Here is a 24059-nt window from a genome sequence, read left to right as displayed (position 1 = left end):
TACTCTATCTTCTATAAAACTTTTGAAACCGATGATTACTCCTTGGAGAATTTATATGCCTTTACACAAAATTCTTGACAAGTGCCCCTCGTGCCCAAATCAGGACGCTTTTTCTTTAAATTCCTAATAGTTACCCAGTCTTCCATGCTTATCACCTCTCTTCCCTCCTATATCTATATATTATAGGAGGTTTATTTATCATTAGGTGGGTCAATTTACAATGAAAATTTTCACATAAGAGAAAATTTAAGGACCCTGGTGAGAGTAACAACCACCATGAAAACTAAACAAAAAAAGGTAGTTCATTTAAGACAGACATCAGAACCAGAGCCATATCACATAAAGATACTTAATGCCTTAGATATACCACTAAAACCTCTAAAAAGAGTAATAAAAATCAGTTAGTTAGAAAATTTGTAGTGGGAAAATAAAAAATAAATTACAATTATTACAATATGTTATCAAAAATTTTGATAAACTTGGGTTAGCAAGGCGTAAAGAGGTTTACAAAAAGGCCCGGTCCAAACATCCAGAGCGCTGGTCTGCAAATATTCGCAACTGGGATCCAGTCCTTACAGTAGACCTTAATCCAGTTAATGAACAACAATGTAAAAAGGCTGCTTGATGGAAAAAATGGTATGGCTTTTGGCGACATCTTTATTGACAAACTCTGATAATGATACCGGTTCATCAATGACTGCCATCTCGACATCTCTTCCTTACGTATTATACGAATTGCTAAAGGCAGCCTTGAAACTTTTATCTTTCCATGTTTCAACAACATAAAAAAATTATATCTCAGTCAGGTAAAAAAGGACAGCAAAAAATTATCATGTTGATATTTTTAGATGATTGACGACTTTGACGTAGTCCTGTTGATAAAATAATTTCATTTGAAAAAAATCTAAAAATAGGATAAGTATTTTATAGATTGATTATAATTTATAATTGATTAAATCTTATGGCCTATGTATACTAATTTAATAAATAAAATAAAAAAATATGGCATCAATATATATAGCTGTATGCAATGTGTCAGCTGTTCAAATGGATGTCCTTTTGTCAATATTATGGACTATCCACCTCATATTGTTATTAGATATGCTCAAATTGGATCTATAGATAAAATATTGTCCTCAAAAACTCCATGGATATGTGTTGGATGCAATAGTTGCTCTTTTGTGTGTCCTATGTCCATTGATATACCAACATTTTTTGATATTATTAAAGAGTATATCATAGAAAATAATTTAAATATACCAGAACCTAAAATATTTGAATTTCACCAAGAAGTATTAAATTCCATAAAAAAATATGGCAAGACCCACAAATTGGAAATAATGTTTAACTTTAAATTAAAAAATCTTGATTTTTTTACTGACGTGGGAACGGGTTTGAAAATGTTTTTAAAAAGGAAAATCCATTTAAGTCCTCCAAATTTTGATCATATAAATGAAATAAAAAAAATATTTAATAACTATAATGATGAAGATAAATAATCTATACCAAGTAACTTTCTTTCCTGGATGTTCTCTAACTACTTCTGCACAAGAAAATTATGCATCCCTTAAAATTGTTTACAATAAAATAGGCGTATATTTAAAAGAGTTAGATGGATGGAACTGCTGCGGAACATCTTCGGCACACTCCATTAATTTAGAGATTGCTATTCAATTGGCATTGAGAAATATAGCCCTTGCATATGAAAAAAAAGAAATGCTAATTGCCTGTCCCTCTTGCTTCTTAAGATTAAAATATGCGCATACAATTACTAAACAAGATCCCAAAAAAGTCGACAAGTTTGAAAAGGATTTTAAAGTTCCTTTTCCCCATAGATTAAGACTTGTCCATATACTTGAGTTTTTAAATGAACATAAACATAAGATTAACCCTAAAATCCCACTAAATGGATTAATTGTGGCTCCATATTATGGATGCATGAAAAATATTCCACCAAAATTAAGAGAAGAGCTGTTCGAACCCACTTTAATTGAATCTATTATACAAGTGTTAGGAGGAAGGAGTATTATTTGGTCTGATAGGACAAAATGTTGTGGAACCTTTTTGGCTGCTGTAAAACCTCTTGAGATAACAAAAGTAATAAACAATATATTTAAAAATGCTGTAAATTCAAATGCTCAATGCATTGTAACTGCATGTTCAATGTGTCATCTAACTTTGGAGATGAGATCTACTATAAAAGATAGAATTCCTGTTTTTCATTTTTCAGAAATACTTGCATTAAGCTTTGGAGAAAACTCTCATATTGATTGGTTTAATAGACACTTAATAGATCCATTACCCCTTCTTAAAAAAATGGGACTAATATCCAAATCCTAATCCCTTTTTTCCACTACATATTCCACCTTCACTTTGTATATCTGATCCTTTATCTTTAAGGCAGGATCTAGCTTCAGTCCCACACTTATTTCCCCTGATTTACCTATGTTATCAACAGGTACTTTTTCTGTATAAATAGTTGAAATTGAATCTAGAAAACTTTTTGGCCCTATAACATGAACTTTGGCAGGGATCACTTTGACATTAGTTATCAATATATCTTTTTTGAGCTTACCCACCCAGTCCACCTGGACAGGCAATTCCTTGGTTATTATCTTGTCCAATTTTATTTTAATCCTTGAAGGATTTAATTTAACTATCTTTATACCAGGTGGTAGAGAGACATTTTTTTCTGTAATATCGTATAAATACGTGCCAGGTTCTTGATCTTTTACCCTAACATATAAATCGATATCATTTTCATTAATGGAACGAAGAATAACCCTGGGCCCACTCAATGTTAATTTCACACTGTTTGGAGAAGTACTGACTATATCAATATCTGATGATTTTTTCATGATCTCCACTGGAACACTAAGTGATGCAAATGATGTTTGTCCTCTGGTAAAAGTAAACCAAACCCCACTAATAATAAAAAAACAAATAAGGGCAGCAAATGTGTACGAGACATAATCTTTACTCAGCTTATTTTTGGCAGTATCACCTAGGTGACTATTTAATATTAAATCCAAGTCCTTTTTGTCGTAAATTTGAAAGATTTCTCCTCCAATTGCAATGGATACACTTCCCCTTTCTTCTGACACTACAATCACCAAAGCATCACAAACTTCACTAAGTCCAAGTGCAGCTCTATGTCTAGTACCATAATAGGCAGGAAGATCTTCTTTTTCTGTTAAAGGCAATACAACTCCAGCCCTCTTTATTTTACCTCCTTCCAATACAATGGCTCCATCATGTAAAGGCCCCTTTGACATGAATATGCTTTCTATTAATTCCTGGCTTATTAGTGCATCAAGTCTAGTTCCTCCTGCTATAAAGGGATTCACACTGTTTTTTCCTGGAATTACAATCAATGCACCTACTTTTTTCTCAGATAAAGAAAATACACTTTCTATAAGATCAAAAAAATTTGATTTCTCAACACGCCTTATCCTAATTCTCCAAAATATATCACCAATATTTTTTGTCTGTAATATACCCCTTAATTCATGTCTAAATCCAATGATTATAACAAATAAAGCAACAGTAATAATACCTTGAATTATGTAACTTGTCATCACCAAACCGGCATATGAAGAAATTCTCTGACAAATAAGAAGTAATACTAGACCAATTAATGCCCTAAAAATTGCAGTTCCATAAAATAGTACATAAATTCTAAACAATATATAGCTATTTATCAAAATATCTAAAAGATCTTTTATAGTAATGGTAGATAATATAACATTAAATAAATCTTTCATCTTATTCAACCACGCTAAATCGTAACGTATAAATTACACTACCATTTTCATCTACTATATCAACTCTCCAAGGGCCAATATCAGAGTCCCTTATGTATATCCTGCTAAAGGTGGCCCAAACAGGTGGTTTAAGCTTTAATTTCACCTTTGATACCAATTTATCTTTAAAATACCAAAGATGATATATAAAACCTTCCTTTGAGATATTATTAAATGAGCTATAACAATAAATTTTTTTTATGGATGAAGAAAATACCAAACTCATATATTTAGGCTGACCATTTACTATGTCCTCACAAATTTGTGCTGAGGAAAGCTCGTACCCATATACCTTCAGTTGAAGGACAATCAATGAAAAAACAATCAAAAATACCTTTAACCAACTAATTTGTTTCACAATCTACTCCATATTTTAAAATGTCTCTTTAAAATAACTATTTTGTCATTCCATTTCAACAAATAAATAGACTATAATATTTTTACACTACCTTGATCTTTTTTACCCTTTAAGGTATATTCATTTGCAAAATTAACGACAAGTAAGTAAAGGGGGATGTTGATGCAAAAGATTGCCACTATAGTATTTCCTGGGACTAAATATTTCAAAAAACTTACCATAAAGACAGTATTTTTTATTTTAGGTAGGTCTTTAGCCAGCGCATCTAAATTTGAATCACGGATCAGACGAGAGGTAGCCAGCTGGGATGAAGGATTTTCAATAAAAATGAACGTACTTCCATCTGGTCCTTGTGTTGGCTGGAAGAAGGAAAATGGAAGGTTGCTTTATATGGGCTCAAAATTAAAAGAGGCTGATTTAAATATCAACTTTAAAAATCTCACCTGTGCATTTTTACTGATGACTCCACAAGTTGGGGTTGCTGAGGGTTTTGCACAGCACAGAATGAATGTAATTGGTGACCTGGCCAAAGCAGTATCTTTTAATCGCTGTTTAAATGTATTAATACCTTATCTTTACCCAGATTTTATCTGCAGAAAGCTTTTAAAGGAAATTCCTGAAATGAAATATGAAAGATTCTATAGAATGATGTATTTGTACCTACTCGGAATACCATTGGGATTATAATATAACAAAAAAACAAAAGGAGAAAGTCAAGATGATTCCATCATACTATGAATTTTATTGTCCAGTAAAAATAATATCTGGTAACAAGGCATTGGACAACTTACCTTATGAATTGAGTCAAATGGGGGTTTCAAGACCTCTTGTTATTACTGATAAAGGTATAGTTTTAGCGGGTATTATTGATCTGGTTAAAGAAGTGTTCAAAGAATATAACATGGATGCACCTCCAATTTATGATGAAGTCCCACCTGATTCATCAAATAGGATTGTAAATGAAGCGGCTGCAATTTTTAGAAAAAATAAGTGTGATGGTATTATAGCAATTGGTGGTGGTTCTGCTATCGATACAGCAAAGGGAGTTAATATAGTTGTATCAGAGGATACAGATGATCTCATGCAATTTGTAGGAGCAGAGAGAATAAAAAAACCTTTAAAACCATTTGTTGTTATTCCAACAACATCAGGTACAGGATCAGAAGTAACATTAGTAGCTGTTATATACAATGAAGATAATGGAGTCAAAATGGCTTTTACATCTTATTTCCTACTTCCCCAAATAGCCATTTTAGACCCTAGAATGACCTTATCCTTGCCACCCCATATTACTGCTGCAACAGGAATGGATGCCCTAACACATGCTGTGGAGGCATTTTATTGTATTCAGAAAAATCCCCTTAGTGATGGATATGCGATATCAGCTATAAGGCTTATTAGAGAAAATCTAATTGAAGCTGTAAAAAATGGAAAGAACAAAGATGCCCGGCTAGCCATGGCAAATGCAGCCACTATGGCGGGGATAGCCTTTTCCAATTCAATGGTTGGAATGGTACATTCATTGGGTCATGCAACAGGATCTGTTGCCCACGTGCCCCATGGAGTAGCCATGTCCATTTTTCTTCCTTTTGGCATGGAATTCAATCTTGAAAAAAATGAAAAAGAATTGGCAGAACTCTTGCTCTACCTTGGGGGAGAAGAAGAATACGTCAGCACTCCTAAAGAAAAGCGTGCTATTAAATCAATTGAAATAGTTAGGGAATTAAAGGATAAATTGTATCAGTTATGCAACTTACCAAGGACATTGAAAGAAGCTGGGGTAAGCGAAGATAAACTTCCTGAAATTGCAAAACTGGCAATAGATGATCCTTCAATTATATTTAATCCAAAGGAAATGTCATTTGATGAGGCAATGAAAATTTTAAAAAAGGCTTATAATTAGGGGAAGATGTATGCAAACTATAATTGGAACCAGCAATAAAGTGCTAGAGGTGGATTTAACCAGATCCACATTTGATATATATATGATATCCCACGAGGAAAGAAAGATGTATTTAGGAGCAAAGGGACTTGGGTTAAAACTCCTATATGATAGATTACAACCTGGTATAGACCCACTCTCTCCTGAGAATATTATTATATTTATGCCAGGTGTCATGATGGGGACAAAGGCCCCTTGTTCAAATCGATTCCATGCCATAACAAAATCCCCATTAACAGGGATTGTCTCCACTTCCTCATGTGGTGGTCCCTTTGGTTTTTACTTAAAAACTGCCGGATGGGATGGACTGATAATTAAAGGAAAGGCAAAAGAACTAACTGTCCTGGAAATTGATCATGAGGGAGTAAAATTTCTACCTGCAAATGGTCTTTCAATGATGGGAACCAATGAAGTTAGAAGAAAATTGGATTTAAAAAATGCAGGGGAGTTGACAATCGGACCAGCAGGAGAAAAAGTTGTTAGAATAGCAAATATCAGGTCCGCAGACAGATTTCTTGGCAGAGGGGGACTTGGAGCAGTCTTGGGGTCAAAAAACATAAAGGCCATTGTTGCCAGGGGAAAGAAATATAATATCCTGCCTAAAAATCAAAGACTTTTTGAAAAAACAAAGAAAAAGGCCATAAAATATATAAACAGAAACGAAGTAACCTCTTATCTATATCGAAATTTTGGAACCAGGGCCAATTTGATTTTAAATAACATGGCAGGAATACTTCCTGTGAGAAATTTCCAAAGGGGACGAGACCAAAGGGCATACAATATTTCAGGAGAAGAATTTAGAGATATGCACCTTGCAAAACCTCATACCTGCAAATCCTGTGCGATTTTATGTGGGCAAAAAGGTGTATTTAAGGGAAAAACAAAGGTGGTTCCAGAATATGAAACAGTAGCCTTACTGGGTTCAAATTTGGAGATATTTGATAGGGAATTTATCGCTGAATTAAATGAAATAGCAGGTGATCTGGGGCTGGATACTATATCTCTTGGGGGAGTACTTGCCTGGTATATGGAAGCAGGTGAAAAAAATATTATTGATCCTAAAATAAGATTTGGATCAAAGGAAAACATAAAAGAGATTATAGAAGATATTGGACTTGCCCGAGGACTTGGCAAGGAGCTTGGTAATGGTGTTAAATACCTTAGTGAAAAATATGGTGGATCTGAATTTGCAATCCATGTAAAGGGATTAGAGGTAGCAGGATATGATCCACGGGGTTCATTTGGCCAGGCACTTAATTATGCAGTGGCAAATAGAGGTGGATGTCATCTGTCTGCATTTTTAGTAGCTCAGGATGTATACTTTGATCTTTTAAATCCATTTACCCATAAGGCAAAGGCAAAATATGTAAAATTTTTTGAATCCTTAACAGCAGTAATAAATTCTCTGCAACTATGTCAATTTACAATGTTTGCATATATCTTAGAACCTCCAATATCTAAATATACTCCAAATATAAATTTAAAACTCACAATGCAATATATGCCAGATATTGCAATTCCTTTGATTGATTTTGGAATATATAGGGATTTTTGGTCTTCTGTGGTGGGCACAGATCTTAGTAGAAAAGAGTTTTTAATGGCTGGGGACAGAATACACATTCTGGAGAGACATTTAAACTGCAGAGAAGGTATAAATAAAGATCACGATACATTGCCACCAAGATTTTTAAATGAGCTTTTAAAAGATCTAGGAAAATCCCCAAAGATTCCTTTAGATAAGATGCTAAAGGACTACTATAAGATTAGGGGATATGATGAAAATGGAGTTCCTAAAAAAGAAACCCTTAAAAAACTGGGAATTGTCTGAAAAATTTAGGGCCGGCACATCCGGCCTTTTTTATCCTTTTTTTATTTAAATTTCTGGATTAACCCGAGTTTATCAAAATGATAAACTCGGGTTAGGAAGTAGATAAGTTATTTTCAATTATGATTTTTTTAATTTTTGCAATGCCTGTTCTGCTGCAATGGTGATGGGCTCTGCGCTTGGTTCAGAGGATATGTCTGGATTACAGGCAGAGGTAAAAGTTGTTAAGTCAGAGATGGTCTTACCACCAAGGATAAATGCAGTAATGGCATCTATTTCCCTTGCTGGCGGGATTGCATGGCTTACAATTTGTCCTCCTAGTAATCTTTGAGTCTTTCTGTCAAATATAAGCTTAATCCTCCAGGGCTTCATTCCTGGAATCATCTTATGTTTGCTCCTTGAATCAACTGTGGCACACACGGTCTCAAATCCTTCCCTTGCAGCATTTGTCTCACTAAGACCTGTAGCTGTGATAGTCATATCAAAAAGCTTACAACCCCCAGCGTCCACTACTCCTGGAAACCCTATATTGAATCCAGCAAGACGCTTTGCAGCCACTCGTCCCTGCATTACTGCAGGCCCCCTCAATCTTCCACCAGTAGGTTTCTTTGTTATAAAATTGATCTTTTCCACACAGTCACCACCTGCCAGGATGTCTGGATTAGAGGTCTCTTGATATTGATTTACCTTTATCCCAAATTTACCCATTTCCAAACCTATCTCCTGGGCTAGTTCAATATTGGGTCTAACTCCCACATTTACAAATACCATGTCTGCATCCAATTTTTTCCCTGATTCTAGAGCAACACCTGATACCTTACCATTGTTACCAAGTATCTTTTCTACTTTTTCACCAGTTAGAATATTTAATCCCTTTTCTGTTAGGTATTCAGTAACCAAATCAGCCATGTCCTTATCAAGCATAAGGGGAAGTGGGCGATCCATGAGTTCAACAATGCTTATGTTAAACTTACCAGGCATGTTTTCCATAAGAAGAGAGGCAATTTCCATGGAAATAAATCCAGCACCAATAAACACTATGTTTTCAGGCTGTTTTTCAGAAAGGAATGTCTTTATTTTTTCAGCATCACCAAGTCCACGGAGACTCACCACACCTTCTAAATCCTTTCCTTCAATGGGTGGTATAAATGGCCTAGATCCTGTAGCTAAATATAGTTTGTCATATTGAAATCCCTTACCCCCGGCAGTATAAACCTCTTTTTTTTCTGGATCTATTTTTGTCACTTCATCTACAACTACATTAATACCTGCATCTTTTAACATCTTGTCTGGAACTACAATGGATTCGCCTGCGGCCAGACCGGCCACAACGTGTGGCAGGGCTCATCTCACAATAAAAAATTTTTCCTTTCTAACTACAGTAATATCAATATCTGGCATTAACTTTCTAGATAACATTGCAGCAGGTCCTCCAGATCCACTACAACCAACAATAACTAATTTTTCACCCTGTTTCATCTCTTCCCTCCTTTAATTACTTTTTTCTTTTTTATAAAATCAAAATTAACCATATACCCAATAAATAATTAATGTCAATTAAAACAAAATTTTTAATACATTAGCTCAATACACGGTGATTAAATCTTACATTAATTATATAGAATTAACATCTTGAAAAGAATTAGGGGAATAGGCCGGCTTTGCCGGCCTGTAACACAAATGGAAAGCTTAGTAGACCAAGGTTGAGTGACCTTCTAAAATCTCTTTTGTGATCTCTCCCGAACCACTTGGCTTGGCACCTTCGATTAAATCCTCAGTGCCTATTTTCCTTTCATTAATACATGGTTGACATACAAGGAGTTTTCCTCCCATCTCTAAAAAGCTGTCCATCAATTCCTTTAATGGCTTTAAGCCACATGCCCTAACATGTTCTATATAACCCTTTTTTGCCAAAAACACTGCATTTCCTTGTAAAAGTACAGTTGCATCAATGTCCATGGCCAGGGCTCCAGTTGCCAGGGTAAACAAAAGTGTTGCTCTCTCAGAATCTTCACCCCCATAGGTTAAGATGTAGACTATTTTTTCTTTTTTTTCCATAACTTCTCCTCCACGAGTTTTTAGTTAGATAATGTTTCCTTTAGAAAATTAGCCATATCCTCAATATTAGAAGTCTCTTTTTTAAGGTTTGCATAACAGATTGGGCACATGGTAATGATTGTATTTCCGTTTCCATTTAGCTGGGATATTCTTTTTTTTCTGATTTCATCTGCAAGTTTTGGAGACAAGGATTCAGCAGGTCCACCACAACAATGGGTGAATTTTCCATTTCTCTGCAAATCCATAACTTCTACCCCTATTCCCTTTAATAGACGCCTGGGACAATCTGAAATTTCCAAATACCTACCATAAAAGCATGGATCATGTAGGGTAACCTTTTTAGACACATCTCCTTCTAAATTTAGAAGTTCAAGATAGGTGACAACATCAAAAGAGATATGGATATATTTAGGATATAGGACCTTAAGTGCATATGTTGTATGTGGATCTACTGTTATTATCTTTGTAACTTTGTTTTCCTTTAGAACCTTAGCAACATATTTTGCATGTTCTTTAAAATATCTTAGATCACCAAGGTCATATAGGAGTATCCCACTGTACATATCGAGTTCAGGTTTGTAATAAAAGTCAATATCAGATTTTTTGAGTAACCACACAATACTCCTTAAAACCTCTGTGGAGATTTCTTTTTCGTCTTTTGATATGAGTTTGTCCATGACCAGAGACGATAGTGTAGATGGAATAAATTTCCCAAGGGATGTATAGCTTGAAATCTTTTTGTCCTCCATCTGTTCCATCTTTGAAGAGACAACCTCAATATATGGGAGCATTTGATACATAAGTCCAGTAAACAGGAGGTACTCCCCTTGTTCTTTTAAATCTTCTAGTTCCCACCAGGTATTTAAATTCTTTGCGTTAAGACCAAAGGGATTTTTGGTCTTAATTACATTTCTTGCCATAACATCTATTATATCTTTGGGATTAAACATGGATTTGCCTCCTCATTTTCTCTAGCACAAACCTTTTAAGACCTAACATGACCTCCCCAGGATTTGCGCCCCTTGGACAGGAAGATGTGCACAGCCCACAGTGCAGACACTTAAAAAGCTCCATTTTTGATTTTAAAATCTCATCTTCTGCTCCAATCTGAATATAACGCATAAATCTCCTGGGAAAGCTATTTTCAAAAAGGGGACAGATAGCAGAACATGTGCCGCAATTAAAACACATATTCTGACTATCTATACCATATTTTGTGAGTTCCTTATCTAAATGTGGATTAATTATTCTCATCTAATTATCCCCCTGTTTATCCTTATTTGAATCCATATCCATATCTTGAACTAAAATATAGGTAAAATAGTCTCCCTCTTTCTCACCTTCTAACACCTCCCCATATTTTTTTAGAGAAGCAATATACCACATTACAGTATCCATTTCATATCCAGTTGCCCTGGCTATTTCTGGTACAATCTTTGGTCCATCTTTAAGGGAGTTTTTTATTGCGTCCTTAACCTTATTTTGTTCTTTTACCATCTCTCTAACTTCTTTTATCCTATCTTTTCTATCTTCCCGAAGTTTTTTTAGTTTTTCTTTATCTATCATGGCAAATCGTCCTTTTAATCTTGAATTATCTCATCATTTACTATCATATCCACCATTGCCTCATATTGTTCCAATGTTGAACCAGCAATCTGGATGGCCCCTTCAGGACATGCAGGCACACATGCACCACAACCAGCACAAAGTGCGGGCACAACTTCGGCCTTACCGTCCTTCATAATAAGGGCCCCATCCCTGAGACAAGCTTCAATACACTTACCATGACCCTTGCATTTTCCCTTATCCACCTCAGCAATAAAAGGATCCACTTCCACATATCCCTTACCTAAAAGTGCACTTACTTTAACAGAGGCACATGAGGCACTATTTGACACCTCTGATGTGTCCATTGGAGCCTGGGCTGTACCTGCTAAAACCACTCCATCTACAGATGTTTCAACAGGTCTCAATTTTGGATGAACTTCCTGAAGAAAGCCATCATTTCCAATAGGGACCTTTAAAAGATTTATAATTTCTGGAATTGGCTTTGGCTCCATCCCCACCCCAAGCACAACTAAATCAACCGGGATACCTAGCTCTTCATTAAAAGTAAGTGTATCCTTTACTTTAATAAGAAGAGGATAATCTAATATGCCCTTTTCCACCTGAGGCTTTTCTGCTGGTTCAAACCTAATAAATTTAACCCTGTTTTCTGAGGCCCTTGTATATAGTTCTTCCTGAAATCTACCATATGTTCTGATGTCCCTGTATAGGTCGTACACCTGGGTATTTGGATATTGAGCCTTTATTTTATTTGCATAATTTAAAATGGTTGAACAACATACCCTTGAGCAGTATTCATTTAAGGTCCCATCTTCTTTTTCCTGGTCTATACCTGGTATCTGTCTGCTACCAACACAGTGTATAAAGGCAAGTGATCTAATTTTTCTTCCATTTATCTTTAAATATCCATCAGACGATACTGCCTTTTCAGAAAGTAAAAGAATTAATTCTGGGAGGGTGATAACTTCCTTAAAATTTTTATATCCATACTCACCAGCCCTTGGCTCATAGCTCTTAAAACCAGTGGCAAGGACTATTGCTCCGGTTTCTATGTGTATATCTTTATTTTGAATGTTACTTTCAATATATATTCCCTTAAAGTCCACATAGTACGCATTATCCAGGATTTTGTCCTTTAATACGCTCTCGTCCATGTAGTCTGGTCTTTTTATATTAACACTTAGGTTAAAATTCCCAATATAACCTGAAAAATTCTCCAGAGTTGCACAGGTATAAACATCTATATTTGAGTGACTAAGGACCTCTTTAACTAGAGAAATAATTATTTTCTTTGCCTCAATATTTGTAGGTGATAGTATGTCTAATCTTGCAACATGTCCCCCTAAATATGGGCTTTTTTCAAGCAAAGCCACTTTAAATCCCTTATTTGCAAGGTCCCTTGCACTTTTTAGCCCAGCAAAACCACCGCCAATCACAGTTACGTGCTTTTTAGTGGTAACTTTGATGGGCTCAAGGGGCTTTAGAAGTGCAGCCTTTTTTACAGCTGCGGCAACGAGTTTTGTAGCCTTATCAGTGGCTTCTTTTCCATGATGGACCCAGCTTACCTGCTCTCTTATATTTGCATGCTCATAAACATAGGGATTTGCCCCGGCACGCATAATAGCGCCTTTAAAGGTGGTTTCGTGAAGAGAAGGGGCACAAGAGGCAACCACTACTCTATTTATTCTGCCAGACTTTAAATCTTCTATGATCATATCCTGACCAGGGTCTGAACACATAAACATGTTTGTCCTGGCAACTGCAACATCTTCTAATTTTTCCACCCTTTCCCTTACCTTTTCAACATCCACATGATCAGATATATTACCACCGCAATAACAAATATATACACCCACTTTTGGCTGGGAGTTATTTTTTTTCTCACTCATAGGTTTGCTCCTATTTTCATTCTTTTTTCTTTTGCAAAAAGATTGAAGCCTGCATGGCTGCGTTTCCTGCCTCTGAAATGGTATCCACAATATCCTTTGGCCCTATACAACAACCAGCACCATATATGCCTTCTGTTCCAAGTATGGTTGGATCTATATTTGGATTTAGGGTGTGTATAAAACTATCATATCCGCAGGACAATCCTTCAAATCCCTGCACATCGTTAAGTTCAGGAACAACCCCCAGGGCAAGGACAACAAGATCATGTTCCCTCTCTGATTTTTCACCTGTTGTTTGATCTTCAAAATGGACAATTACTTTATCATTTTCGCCCTGTGTAAGATACGCCACTTTTGCCCTCACAAACTCTATTCCCATTGCCATTGCATTTTGATAAAATTGTTCATATCCCTTGCCAAATGCACGAATATCCATGTTATATATTGTCAAGTCAGCAAGGGGAAGTGCACCAGAGAGCAGCATAGCCTGCTTTATTGAATACATACAGCAAATTCTAGAACAATATTCTATACCCATTGATTTATCCCTGGATCCAGCACACTGTATAAATGCAATGGAGTCTGGTTCTTTTCCATCTGAAGGCCTGAGCACCCTGTTATATGGTCCATGGGGAGCAAGTAGTCTTTCCATTTGAAGTGAAGTTATTACATTTTTTAGCTTTCCCTGACCATATTGTCTCTTATCTTCTATAGATGTTAATTTAAAACCTGTTGCCATAATCACCACTAGAGATTCAAATTCCATCTCTATTGGTTCTTGAAAATAGTCCACTGCATCTTTAGGACACACTTTAGCGCATTTTCCACACAACATGCACCAATTGGGATCAAGATATGCAATTTGTGGAATGGCATTTGAAAATGGGATGGATATTGCTTTTTTTGCAACAAAATTTCCCTGTTCAGGATCCGGGACCAATACAGGACAATTTATTTCACATTGTCTGCACCCAATACATTTATCCTCATCAACAAATCTGGGTTTTTTAATCGCCTTGACAACATATTTGTCTTTTTCAATTGATACATTTTTTACCTCAGTATATGTAAAGAGTGTTATATTTTTGTGATGGGCTGCCTGGGCCATCTTTGGGGTTGTAATACAACTGGCACAATCAAGGGTGGGAAATACCTTTGATAGTCTTATCATGTTTCCACCAATTGAGGGATTTTTTTCAACTATAGCAACCTGATATCCCTGATCTCCAAGGTCAATTGCCGCTTGCAGCCCCGCAATTCCGCCACCAATTACAATGGCATCAAATTTTAGATTATTGCCTCTCATATTTTCCCCCACTTTATTATTGCGACTAAAATAAATATATAATAAAATTTGTGATTTTATCCGGACACCTGATTTATATTTTAAAAGGAGGAAGCATGCACACTTATCCTTCAGGTGCCCGGACGAGTTAGTGGACTTTAACTGGCCCTAGTTCTTCAATTATTCTGTTCATATCATTAACTTCTTTTAAAAAGGGCCTGATACAGACAGTGCAGATGGAAGTTAGTTTTAATCTTCTGATATCTATATCTTTTTCCTTCATCATTTGATATACATTATCTATTTTTTTGGCCAGTGCGTGATAGGCCCCGGGATAGGGACACTCTTCCCCGCAAGACATTATTATTATTCCATCTATACCCTTTTCAAAACACTTAAGGTAAAACTGTTCGGGAAACATAACTGGGGCTTTTACTTTTAAAATATAAGTATTTGCAGGGTAAGAAGAGTGGGCCTGGCCCACTGCGTTTGCTCCTGGATAGGCGCAGGCCTCTGTAGCCAGAATCAGTATTTTCCCTTTATAGCTGGACATGGCTTTTGATCCTATTTATTTCTTTTAATATAATGTTTGTCATAACCATCTGCCTCAACAAAACCCATGTATTCGTGTCCAACCTTATCAGCCCAAGCCTTGAGATCAGACCTTGTTCCTGGATCACTGGAATATATTTCCAATATCTCTCCAACCTTTACCTTTCCAATACCCTTTTTTGCCTCAAGCAGTGGTCCTGGACACGCACTACCCCTTGCATCAACTGTTGCCTGTGCCTGGATGTTGTTTAGATCTGCCATAGTTACACCTCCTATTTTTTTTTAATTCTTATATGGAAGCTGTTAGTCTTTCCATTAAAATTGGTCTCTACATAGAGTTTAGATAAATCCAATATCTTTCTTAATTGATCCACAGTAATCTTATCATTGGTTACCACCTCTAATTCATCCCCTTTGTTTAACTCATATACCCTTTTGGTTATTTTTAAGAGATTCATAGGGGTTATAAAGCTGTCATGGATATCCAGATTTATCTTCATATCCCATTTCCCAAATTATTTGTTTGTATTTTTATAATCAAATAATATGCCAAAAATAATAAAACTTTTAACCCCTGAAATATTTGAATTTTATAAAGACCCTTTACAACAATTCAATCATTTGTTAACGTCGCTAACGAAAAAAAATATTAACAACTATTAACACAGGTAAACATTGATTATGAAGGATCAAGTAAAGGATTTTTGGGAAGCAGTCGTGGAGACCATGCAGGAAGGCTTAATGATTGTAAGCCCTCAGGGGATAATAATTTCTGTTAATAGGGCATTTGAAGAAATAGTCCAGTATTCTAGGGACGAGCTTGTTGGGAAGAGTTGCAGGGTCCTTGATTGTGATATTTGCATTGGAATGAGGAATAGCTTAGATGGTCACTGGTGTGAACTATTTAGAAAAAAGGAAACCAAGAGAAGAAAGTGTGTATTGAGAAGGAAAGATGGAAAGAGAATACCGGTTCTTAAAAATGCAACCCTTTTATATGATGAAGACAACAAGGTGTTAGGTGCAGTTGAGACTTTAACAGACTTAACAGAGGTATTGGAAAAAGAAAGGCAAATTCAAGATTTGAGAAAGGTCCTAAGAAAGGAGAATAGTTCCTTTGGAATAATTGGATCCTCTCCAAAGATGAAACAGATTTTTCAATTGATTCAAAATGCTGCTAAATCAGATGCACCGGTTATTATCTATGGAGAATCAGGAACAGGTAAAGAACTCGTTGCCGAGGCCATCCACAATTTAAGTGATAGAAAAAAAGGGCCTTTTGTAAAGGTTAACTGTGCAGCTATTGCTGAGACCTTATTTGAATCTGAGCTCTTTGGACATGTTAAGGGTGCATTTACTGGTGCTGTAAAGACAAGAAAGGGAAGGTTTGAACTTGCATCAAAAGGTGACATATTTTTAGACGAAATTGGTGATATGCCAAAAGCCATGCAGGTAAAGCTCCTTAGGGTATTAGAAGAAAAAGTCATTGAAAGGGTTGGAGACAGTACACCTATACCAATTGATGTGAGGATTATCAGTGCAACCAACAGGGATTTAAAAAAATTGGTTGAACAAGGAGAATTTAGGGAAGACCTATTTTACAGGATAAATGTAATACCTATTTTCCTTCCACCTCTTCGTGAAAGAAAAGAAGATATACCTCTTATTGTGGAACACTTTTTAAACATAAATAGTCTCAAAACAGGAAAACAGATAAATGGTGTCTCACGGGAAGTAATGGATATATTTTTCGCTTATAACTGGCCAGGAAATGTGAGAGAACTTAGAAGTGTAATAGAATACGCATTTGTTGTATGTGATGGTCCAGTAATATCAAAAGAACATCTGATGCCATCACTGTTAACCCAGGAAGTTATAAAACCCAAACCTCTATTTCCCCCGAAATCTTCAAGCCAGGAAGAAAAGCAGATAATTTTAAAGGCACTTGAAGAATCAGGAGGAAATAGAACCAAAGCCGCCAAGATGCTTGGATATTCAAGGGTAACCCTGTGGAAAAAGATGAAAAAATATGGCTTACTACCAGATAACAATAAATAAGCAGGCGCGAGGATATACCTTCATGCCTGCTTATTGAGCCTGTAACATAATTTCTTTTAAAATGTTGTTTTGCTATTTTCTAAAAAAACACAGGGTATCTAAAAGAGAATATAAAGTTTTATCTCCAGGTCCGTTATCAATGGTTATAGAATATAAATAATTAATGAAATTATTAGACGAGGAAGAACTATGTCTTGGTAATCTAAATGTCATTATAATCTAAAAAACCCTTTATTTGATTCTTGGTCCTGGTGATATTTTTAGTGTAATTTAGATACAATCTCACAAGGGATCTCAGATGTTGACCCTCTTGTGGTGGTACATATATAGGTTTAAGGTTATTGTTTTCCAGTTCCCTGGCCAGTTTATGAGAATCAATTTTATCAGATTTTTTATCTTTTTTTATGTGTAGAAGGAATATCAGCAGGACTTACTACCATACATTTAATGCCCAATTCCTGAAATTTCCTATAGATCCAGAATCCAAATCTACCAGTTTCGTAAACTACAAAAAAATTAGCATGGGGATAATTTTTATTTAATAAACTAACTAGTGTCTCAGGTACAGGATCCATAGCAAAAGATTTAAGAAGGAGTCCATTGTGCCTAATAGAAATATACCAGGTCTTTTTATGTACATCAATTCCTATGAAAAAATCTTTACCTTTAAAAGAAATTTCTTTAATCTGTCTGTGGTGTTTCATAAATTATCTCCTGGGGTATAAGGTTTATTATTTATATCCCCCTTATATCCTGAGATAAATAAACTGGTAAATTACTTTTTAGTATAATGTCTGCACTCTTTGGCGGCAACTGACCTTGGACGTTGGATTTCCTTAATAAGGAGAAAATATTAATGAAGAGAGGATTCAGCGGTCCGATCGTTTCGATATTGCTATTTCTGATGGGACTCTTCTATGCGGCGGATGCAAAAAGCTACAAGGGTATCGTCTTTTCCCGGGTCTATGAACCAAAGGAAAAAGCGTTTTCGATTCTCGTTCCGAAGGGATGGCACAGCGAAGGGGGCATCTTCAGGGTCTATCCTCTTAAAGCGGGCGGACCTCTGAACGCGATCGATGCGAAATGCGATCTCGTGTTCAAAAGTGACGTTAGGGGGACGGTGGAATTTCACATATATCCTGATATCGTCTATGCTCATGCGGGGATAGGTGGAGGTTTCTTTCCTCCGGGAAGCAGCTATCAGGGGGCTGAAGTTAAGCCGATCATGGATGCTCCGGCCTTTCTCAAGGCACTATTTGCCTACCACCATCCCTCAGCACGTGCGGTGAAAATTCTGAAACTTCGGCACCTACCGGGTGAGAAAAGCGCGATCGACCGAGGACTAGCCTACATGAACAGCCTTTTTGCGCAGATCGGGATGCCGCAGATGGCTTTCCGGAGCGATGCGGCGGGAGGCATTTTCGAGTATACGGAAAACGGTATCCGGTTCCGTGAAGTGATAGTGACCGGAATTGTCGATATGCGTGCGGCCATGACCTGGAAAAACACGCGGACACTCTCTTTCCGGGCGCCTGCAGAATTGTTCGACAAATGGAAGCCGGTAATGGATATCATGCGATTCTCAATCCGTTTTAATCCGAAGTGGGTAATGAGGGAGGCGCAAGGGCAGAGGGCGCGTGCCGATATAGCAATAAAAGTTTACGACAGGATGCGGCAGATCGACCGTGAAATCGCCTTGAAAAGCCGCATCAACCGTGAAGAGATCATGAATGATAACTTCCTCATTCTTACGGGGCAGGAAGAGTATGTGAACCCCCATACAGGTAAGGTCGAGCTTGATACCGATGCCTTCAGATACCGATGGGAAACACCGCAGGGAGACCTTTATTATACGAACCGCAAGGATGAGAACCCCAATCATTTTCTGCATCTGACCGGTTTCAAGCGGACAAAGATAAGAAAACGAAGAAACGAATAGCCAGGATAGCATTGGCATTACCTGACGCCGCTGCTCTAATTTCATCCCCTGATGGATGGTGTTTTAGGGAGCTTTTCTGGCAGTGGGAAGTGTTGTTTTATGTATTTCATGATTTTTGGAAAGTAAAAACAGCTAGCCTTAAAAAGCGATTCTGAAATGAGACGATGCCAACCAATTCTGAATCAGCTTCAGTAAGATTTGAAAGTTCTTTGTTTGATATTCGGCAGATGTCCAAACATTTTTGATTTTGAACTTGATGCAGCCTTAAAACTCATGGGAGGGAAAAGGAGACAGGCGAATAATGATTGAAACTCTTTATTTGATCGCTGCGTAAACGGTGGGAAAGAGATTCATCTAGAAACTGGTAGCAATCTGACTCCCATTTCAGATAATTGTTAAAGTCAATTAAAAATCCGTTGTTTACATAACTTTCCTAATGATATCAGTAAATTATAAAGACCAACCCAAATAGGAGGCTTCTTTTATCAATTAACATGAGCAAAAGGGATGTATTTAAACCCTTTAGCATTTTAAAACAACTGTTGCATCCACTGCAATAGGGATCCCACTCTCATCAAAACATATTGGGTTTATGTCTATTTCCTTAATGTCCTCATTAGATGAACCTAACACAGATATCTTTACAATAATGTCTGCAAGTAAATTTTTATCAACTTCAGGAAGTCCCCTAACTTTTTCCAATATTTTTGACCCTCTTATATCATTTAACATCATGTAAGCCTCTTTTTCATCAACTGGGGCCAATCTAAAGGTAACATCTTTTAGTACTTCAGTAAAAATACCACCAAGACCAAAGGATACACACGATCCCATTATATGATCCCTCAAAAATCCAACTAGCACTTCCCTTTTGTTATTTACCATTTCTTGAATCAAGATTTTGGCATCTGGTACCTTGGATTTTATATAATTGTATGCAGATTCCACTTCTCCATTAGATCTTATATCTAAAAAGACTAAATTCTCCTCAGATTTATGTGCCAGACCTTCCATACATGCCTTAATCACCACTGGATAGCCAATTTGAGCAATTGCATCTGTTGCTTCTCTAAAATCCTTTGCAAGAATTTCTCTACACACTCTAATGCCTGCATCTTTTAATATTTTTTTACTTTCATATTCAGATAATATGTTAGAGTTTCCCATATTATTATCCTTATTTTATTTAATTACGCATTCAAAAACGTGATCTTATTTTATTATATTCCCATAATGTTTTCATACAGGTAACAGGCCTCTTCATTCCAAGCAAAACAGGAATATCACTGTCTTGTAAATATTTAATTGGAGGATCTTCATTTCCTGTTAAAGAAGATACAATTATTGGTTTGTTTACTTTATTTTTCAGCTCAATTAATTTTTCACATACCTCAATTGAATATTTTTCCATAAAATATATCATCTCTTCTGGGATATTTTTTACTTTATCTCTAACACTATTCATCTTATCCCTCATATGCATTGGGCCAAATATTCCGTAAATAATAATTCCACCTATATCTTCTCTTTCTAAAATTACCTTTGGAAGATCGTACACAAGTAATTTAAAGTCAAAACTCATTGTAATATCTATTGGATTTTTTAAGGCAGAAATAGATGGAGTCATGTGGGCGATAATCTTTTGAGTTTCATCACCTAACTGAGGAACTTCCAATCCCTGTCTCTCACATTGATCAGCTATACAGGCCCCAGGCCCCCCAGAGTTGGTAATTACACAGATTCTATTGTTCTCAAGATATGGCTGTGTTGAAAGCACAAGGCCTAAATCAAACAACTCTATTATGGATTCTGCCCTGATGATCCCTGCTTGTTTAAAAAGTCCGTTGTATAATTCATCCTTTCCAGAAAGGGATGCAGTATGTGAGATTGATGCCCTGGCACCTGCTTTTGTACCTCCTGCATAAACTGCAATAATGGGCTTTTTAGGAACTATTTTCCTTGCAACATCTAAAAAATCCCTTACCCTTTTTATTCCCTCAATATAAAGGGTAATGGCCTTTGTATTTGGATCTTTACCCAAATATTCTAGACAATCAACAAGATCAATATTTGCTTGATTTCCAACGCTTATTGCCTTACTCACCTTAAGCCCTATCTTTGAAAAATAGTGGAGTGTCTGGGTTATAAAACTTCCACTCTGGGATATAATTCCAAGATAACCTGGACTATTTTTTATGGCAAAAAAAGTTGTATTTAGGCCATTTTCTGGATTAACTGCACCAATACAATTGGGACCTAAGAATCTAATACCATATCTCTTTGCAATATCATTTATCTCTTTTTGAAGTGCATCACCTGCCTCTCCCATTTCAGAATACCCAGCAGTAATGATTATTGCATGCTTTATACCCTTTTCACCTGCTTCAATAAGTAACTCTGGAACAACTGAGTTTGGGACCATAACTACCAGCAGGTCAACTACCTCTGGTAGTTCCTTAATTGAACTATATGCCTTAAGTCCCAAAACTTCTTTCTTCGTTGGATGCACAGGATATATCTTTCCCTGATATGTGCCTATTAAGGATAGCAGATGCAGTGCACCTGGCTTAGAGAGATCAGATGAGGCACCAACAAATGCAATAGACCTTGGGTTTAATATTGTGTTTAAGGGGTTGTCTGTTATATCTATGCCCTTCATGTTAAGACCTTTTAGCTTTAATGTTTGTGGAAACAAATATATCCTAAAACCATTTTTTTAATTATGTATGATTTATCTGATAAAAGCAACAACAAATTCCTTTGACATGAGAAAGAATTCCATATTATTAAAAAGGTGCCTACTTGATAAAAAAGTATAAAATAACCCTTAAAACCCATTTAGAATCACAAGTGGGTGGACAAATTAAAAAGCAAATATGAAAATTTTTATCAAGATAATTCTTATTTTCATCTTAACGGTCACTATATTTTTCATATTTAGACATTCAAAAGTGGTATCCAAATGTAATGTAAGTCTATTTGAGTACAATATAACTGATCATGTTTCTTATTTTGAGATTGGATACAATAAATATTGTAAAGATATAAACATAAAATTAACTATTCACAGTAAAAACTATGAATTTTATTTTAATAATAGCATGAAAATTAAACACGCAGCAGTACCATATGGATTTTCAGTAAAAACTAAAGATGGATTTAAATCCTTAGGAGTTGAAAAAAATATCAAGAAAATAGAAGTAAGTGGACTGTGGCTAAGCAATAAAACAAAAATTTATGAAAAGGATAATCTAATCATACTAAAATGGGTATTTGAGGGTAATTTAAAAATAGATAGAGTTAATATATTAAATCAAATTATACTGACTAAAAATGATGTTAAAGATTGTGATTATGTTTATCAGGAAATTTTATTTGAGCCAGTTTATTGTGATAAAGAGATAAAAAAATTTAAAATAATGGATTATAAAGAGTTTTTAGATGAATGTATAAATCAGTATAAATTTATTTATAAAAATTTTAAAATCAAAAAAATATTTGATTTAAAAAAAATAAAAAATAAAAATCTCTCTAAATATCTAAAAACTAAAAATCAGGATAAACTAAATAATACAAATGCCTCATGTCATGTCCATTTAATCCTATTTGACAGGATAAATCATAAAAAGCTAGATGGCAATGACTTCTCATACAATATAGAAAAGCTTAATAAAGAAAAATTTGAAAAAATAGAAAAAAGAAAAAATTTTGTATTGCCACAAGGCTTGTATGTTATAAAGGCTATATCTGCCAATTACCATGGGACAAGTAAGCCTCTAAATTGTATGGGAAGACATGTTTATTTGGTAATTGGTGTTATACCAAACATATATTTTTTTGAATAACGCCCTAAATAGGTTAAAGAAAGGCACGAGGATACAAGACAACCCGAAATTAATTATACTGACCTATTTTTTATATAAATAAAACCCCTCCCCTGTTTTAACACCCAATTTCCCTTTATCTACATACTGTTTTAAAAACATAGCATTTTTCTTTGATTGTTTATGGTTTGTTTTATCAGCCCAATATTTTGTCACCTTATATACTGTATCCAGTCCAATATTGTCCATTATCCTAAATGGTCCAGTTGGATAATTCATTACTCCTTGCCATGCCCTATCTATATCCTCTATAGTTGCTATTTCATTGGCTGCCAAAGTTAGTGCTGCTTTTAACCATTCCATAAGCATTGCATTAAATACATATCCAGGATTTTCCTTCTTTAAAACTATTGGTTCTTGACCTATGACATGTGCAAAATCCACAATTGTATCTATAGTTTCTTTAGAAGTATCAGGATGCGGCATCACATCCACAATATTAGTTATACGAATATCATGAAAATGTAGAGCAGCAAATTTATCTGGTCTCCCGGTTTCTTTGGCAAACATAGATGGTACCAAAGATGATGTGTTGGTGGTAAAAATAGTACCTTCTTTACAGTAATTATTAAATTCAGAAAATACCTTTGCCTTTAAGGCGGGATCTTCTGGAACAGATTCACTTACAAAATCCACATCAAAAGATGCCTTTTCTGGATCTGTGGATGTTGATATCCTCTCCAATGCCTTATACAGATCATCTTCTTTTATCTTTTTAACTTCAATTAGTTGTCTCCCAAGCTCCATTATCCTTTTTTGAGCATTATCTAAAATCTTCTCACTCAAATCATAGATAACCACATCAAAGCCAGAAAGAGCTACCTGCAGACCTATCTGCTGTCCCATGGTTCCAGCACCAATAATTAAAACCTTCTTAATATCCTTTAATCCCATATCCACCTC

General features: G+C 35.7%; 27 protein-coding genes. 9 read left to right on the top strand and 18 right to left on the bottom strand.

Going from position 1 to position 24059, the window contains the following annotated elements:
• Positions 1-276: 276 nt before the first annotated feature.
• From ACYQ0O_RS03915 to ACYQ0O_RS03905, 3 genes are all read left to right on the top strand, one after another.
• Positions 277-405, top strand: coding sequence for a hypothetical protein (locus tag ACYQ0O_RS03915; protein ID WP_459890834.1), 129 nt, complete (start codon positions 277-279; stop codon positions 403-405).
• Between the two features lie 563 nt (positions 406-968).
• The gene (locus tag ACYQ0O_RS03910; RefSeq protein WP_459890832.1) at positions 969-1499 is read left to right on the top strand and encodes a 4Fe-4S dicluster domain-containing protein; all 531 of its coding nucleotides are present in this window, start codon (positions 969-971) and stop codon (positions 1497-1499) included.
• The gene (locus tag ACYQ0O_RS03905) at positions 1483-2340 is read left to right on the top strand and encodes a heterodisulfide reductase-related iron-sulfur binding cluster (protein ID WP_459890830.1); all 858 of its coding nucleotides are present in this window, start codon (positions 1483-1485) and stop codon (positions 2338-2340) included. The genes ACYQ0O_RS03910 and ACYQ0O_RS03905 overlap by 17 nt, the downstream gene beginning before the upstream one ends.
• Here ACYQ0O_RS03905 and ACYQ0O_RS03900 read toward each other — a convergent pair.
• Entirely contained in the window at positions 2337-3764 is a 1428-nt protein-coding gene (locus ACYQ0O_RS03900; protein WP_459890828.1) for a diadenylate cyclase, read from the bottom strand. The two genes, ACYQ0O_RS03905 and ACYQ0O_RS03900, sit on opposite strands and share 4 nt — an antisense overlap.
• A 1-nt stretch (position 3765) precedes the next feature.
• Positions 3766-4161 carry a DUF2914 domain-containing protein gene (locus ACYQ0O_RS03895; protein WP_459890826.1) on the bottom strand — a complete coding sequence of 132 codons (396 nt, stop codon included), beginning with the start codon at positions 4159-4161 and terminating at the stop codon, positions 3766-3768.
• Between the two features lie 162 nt (positions 4162-4323).
• On the opposite strand from ACYQ0O_RS03895, the gene ACYQ0O_RS03890 reads away from it, so the two are divergent.
• The 3 genes from ACYQ0O_RS03890 to ACYQ0O_RS03880 are packed head-to-tail and all read left to right on the top strand — an operon-like array spanning position 4324 to position 7931.
• A complete protein-coding gene (locus ACYQ0O_RS03890; RefSeq protein WP_459890824.1) occupies positions 4324-4848 on the top strand; it encodes a hypothetical protein in 525 nt (174 codons plus the stop codon).
• 31 nt (positions 4849-4879) lie between these two features.
• Positions 4880-6064 carry an iron-containing alcohol dehydrogenase gene (locus ACYQ0O_RS03885; RefSeq protein ID WP_459890822.1) on the top strand — a complete coding sequence of 395 codons (1185 nt, stop codon included), beginning with the start codon at positions 4880-4882 and terminating at the stop codon, positions 6062-6064.
• Positions 6065-6074: 10 nt separating this feature from the next.
• Positions 6075-7931, top strand: coding sequence for an aldehyde ferredoxin oxidoreductase family protein (locus ACYQ0O_RS03880; RefSeq protein WP_459890820.1), 1857 nt, complete (start codon positions 6075-6077; stop codon positions 7929-7931).
• Between the two features lie 117 nt (positions 7932-8048).
• Here ACYQ0O_RS03880 and ACYQ0O_RS03875 read toward each other — a convergent pair whose 3' ends face one another.
• From ACYQ0O_RS03875 to ACYQ0O_RS03825, 11 genes are all read right to left on the bottom strand, one after another.
• Complete coding sequence (locus ACYQ0O_RS03875; RefSeq protein WP_459890818.1) at positions 8049-9257, bottom strand: FAD-dependent oxidoreductase; 1209 nt, start codon at positions 9255-9257, stop codon at positions 8049-8051.
• 15 nt (positions 9258-9272) lie between these two features.
• Complete coding sequence (locus tag ACYQ0O_RS03870) at positions 9273-9407, bottom strand: Rossmann-fold NAD(P)-binding domain-containing protein (RefSeq protein WP_162507854.1); 135 nt, start codon at positions 9405-9407, stop codon at positions 9273-9275.
• 210 nt (positions 9408-9617) lie between these two features.
• The gene (locus ACYQ0O_RS03865) at positions 9618-9986 is read right to left on the bottom strand and encodes a DsrE family protein (RefSeq protein WP_459890816.1); all 369 of its coding nucleotides are present in this window, start codon (positions 9984-9986) and stop codon (positions 9618-9620) included.
• 20 nt (positions 9987-10006) lie between these two features.
• Positions 10007-10936 (bottom strand): (Fe-S)-binding protein, encoded by a 930-nt coding sequence (locus ACYQ0O_RS03860; RefSeq protein WP_459890814.1) that lies wholly within the window; start codon positions 10934-10936, stop codon positions 10007-10009.
• Positions 10929-11240, bottom strand: a complete 312-nt coding sequence (locus ACYQ0O_RS03855; RefSeq protein WP_075069967.1) for a 4Fe-4S dicluster domain-containing protein — start codon at positions 11238-11240, stop codon at positions 10929-10931. Before ACYQ0O_RS03855 ends, ACYQ0O_RS03860 begins: the two co-directional genes overlap by 8 nt.
• Positions 11241-11552, bottom strand: coding sequence for a hypothetical protein (locus ACYQ0O_RS03850; RefSeq protein ID WP_459890812.1), 312 nt, complete (start codon positions 11550-11552; stop codon positions 11241-11243).
• A 14-nt stretch (positions 11553-11566) separates the two neighbouring features.
• Positions 11567-13441, bottom strand: a complete 1875-nt coding sequence (locus ACYQ0O_RS03845; RefSeq protein ID WP_459890810.1) for a CoB--CoM heterodisulfide reductase iron-sulfur subunit A family protein — start codon at positions 13439-13441, stop codon at positions 11567-11569.
• 16 nt (positions 13442-13457) lie between these two features.
• A complete protein-coding gene (locus ACYQ0O_RS03840; RefSeq protein WP_459890808.1) occupies positions 13458-14747 on the bottom strand; it encodes an FAD-dependent oxidoreductase in 1290 nt (429 codons plus the stop codon).
• 127 nt (positions 14748-14874) lie between these two features.
• Positions 14875-15279, bottom strand: coding sequence for a hydrogenase iron-sulfur subunit (locus ACYQ0O_RS03835; RefSeq protein WP_459890806.1), 405 nt, complete (start codon positions 15277-15279; stop codon positions 14875-14877).
• An 11-nt stretch (positions 15280-15290) separates the two neighbouring features.
• On the bottom strand, positions 15291-15539 hold the full coding sequence (locus tag ACYQ0O_RS03830) for a sulfurtransferase TusA family protein (protein WP_459890804.1): 249 nt from the start codon (positions 15537-15539) through the stop codon (positions 15291-15293).
• An 11-nt stretch (positions 15540-15550) separates the two neighbouring features.
• A complete protein-coding gene (locus tag ACYQ0O_RS03825; protein WP_459890802.1) occupies positions 15551-15778 on the bottom strand; it encodes a sulfurtransferase TusA family protein in 228 nt (75 codons plus the stop codon).
• Positions 15779-15959: 181 nt separating this feature from the next.
• On the opposite strand from ACYQ0O_RS03825, the gene ACYQ0O_RS03820 reads away from it, so the two are divergent.
• Positions 15960-17333, top strand: a complete 1374-nt coding sequence (locus ACYQ0O_RS03820; protein WP_459890800.1) for a sigma-54 interaction domain-containing protein — start codon at positions 15960-15962, stop codon at positions 17331-17333.
• 202 nt (positions 17334-17535) lie between these two features.
• Here ACYQ0O_RS03820 and ACYQ0O_RS03815 read toward each other — a convergent pair whose 3' ends face one another.
• Both ACYQ0O_RS03815 and ACYQ0O_RS03810 read right to left on the bottom strand, forming a co-directional pair.
• A complete protein-coding gene (locus ACYQ0O_RS03815) occupies positions 17536-17685 on the bottom strand; it encodes a hypothetical protein (protein WP_459890836.1) in 150 nt (49 codons plus the stop codon).
• Positions 17686-17725: 40 nt separating this feature from the next.
• Entirely contained in the window at positions 17726-18037 is a 312-nt protein-coding gene (locus tag ACYQ0O_RS03810; RefSeq protein ID WP_459890798.1) for a hypothetical protein, read from the bottom strand.
• Between the two features lie 152 nt (positions 18038-18189).
• On the opposite strand from ACYQ0O_RS03810, the gene ACYQ0O_RS03805 reads away from it, so the two are divergent.
• Positions 18190-19272 (top strand): hypothetical protein, encoded by a 1083-nt coding sequence (locus ACYQ0O_RS03805; protein WP_459890796.1) that lies wholly within the window; start codon positions 18190-18192, stop codon positions 19270-19272.
• 522 nt (positions 19273-19794) lie between these two features.
• Here ACYQ0O_RS03805 and ACYQ0O_RS03800 read toward each other — a convergent pair.
• On the bottom strand, positions 19795-20439 hold the full coding sequence (locus ACYQ0O_RS03800) for an acetate--CoA ligase family protein (protein ID WP_459890794.1): 645 nt from the start codon (positions 20437-20439) through the stop codon (positions 19795-19797).
• Positions 20440-20470: 31 nt separating this feature from the next.
• Positions 20471-21931 (bottom strand): acetate--CoA ligase family protein, encoded by a 1461-nt coding sequence (locus ACYQ0O_RS03795; RefSeq protein WP_459890792.1) that lies wholly within the window; start codon positions 21929-21931, stop codon positions 20471-20473.
• 217 nt (positions 21932-22148) lie between these two features.
• On the opposite strand from ACYQ0O_RS03795, the gene ACYQ0O_RS03790 reads away from it, so the two are divergent.
• Positions 22149-23117 (top strand): hypothetical protein, encoded by a 969-nt coding sequence (locus ACYQ0O_RS03790; protein ID WP_459890790.1) that lies wholly within the window; start codon positions 22149-22151, stop codon positions 23115-23117.
• A gap of 63 nt (positions 23118-23180) precedes the next feature.
• On the opposite strand, the gene ACYQ0O_RS03785 is transcribed toward ACYQ0O_RS03790, so the two are convergent.
• Entirely contained in the window at positions 23181-24050 is an 870-nt protein-coding gene (locus tag ACYQ0O_RS03785) for a 3-hydroxyacyl-CoA dehydrogenase (protein WP_075068859.1), read from the bottom strand.
• Between the last annotated feature and the right edge of the window lie 9 nt (positions 24051-24059).

The organism is Desulfothermus okinawensis JCM 13304, assembly GCF_054654515.1.
This window is presented reverse-complemented; position numbering and strand designations above follow the sequence as displayed.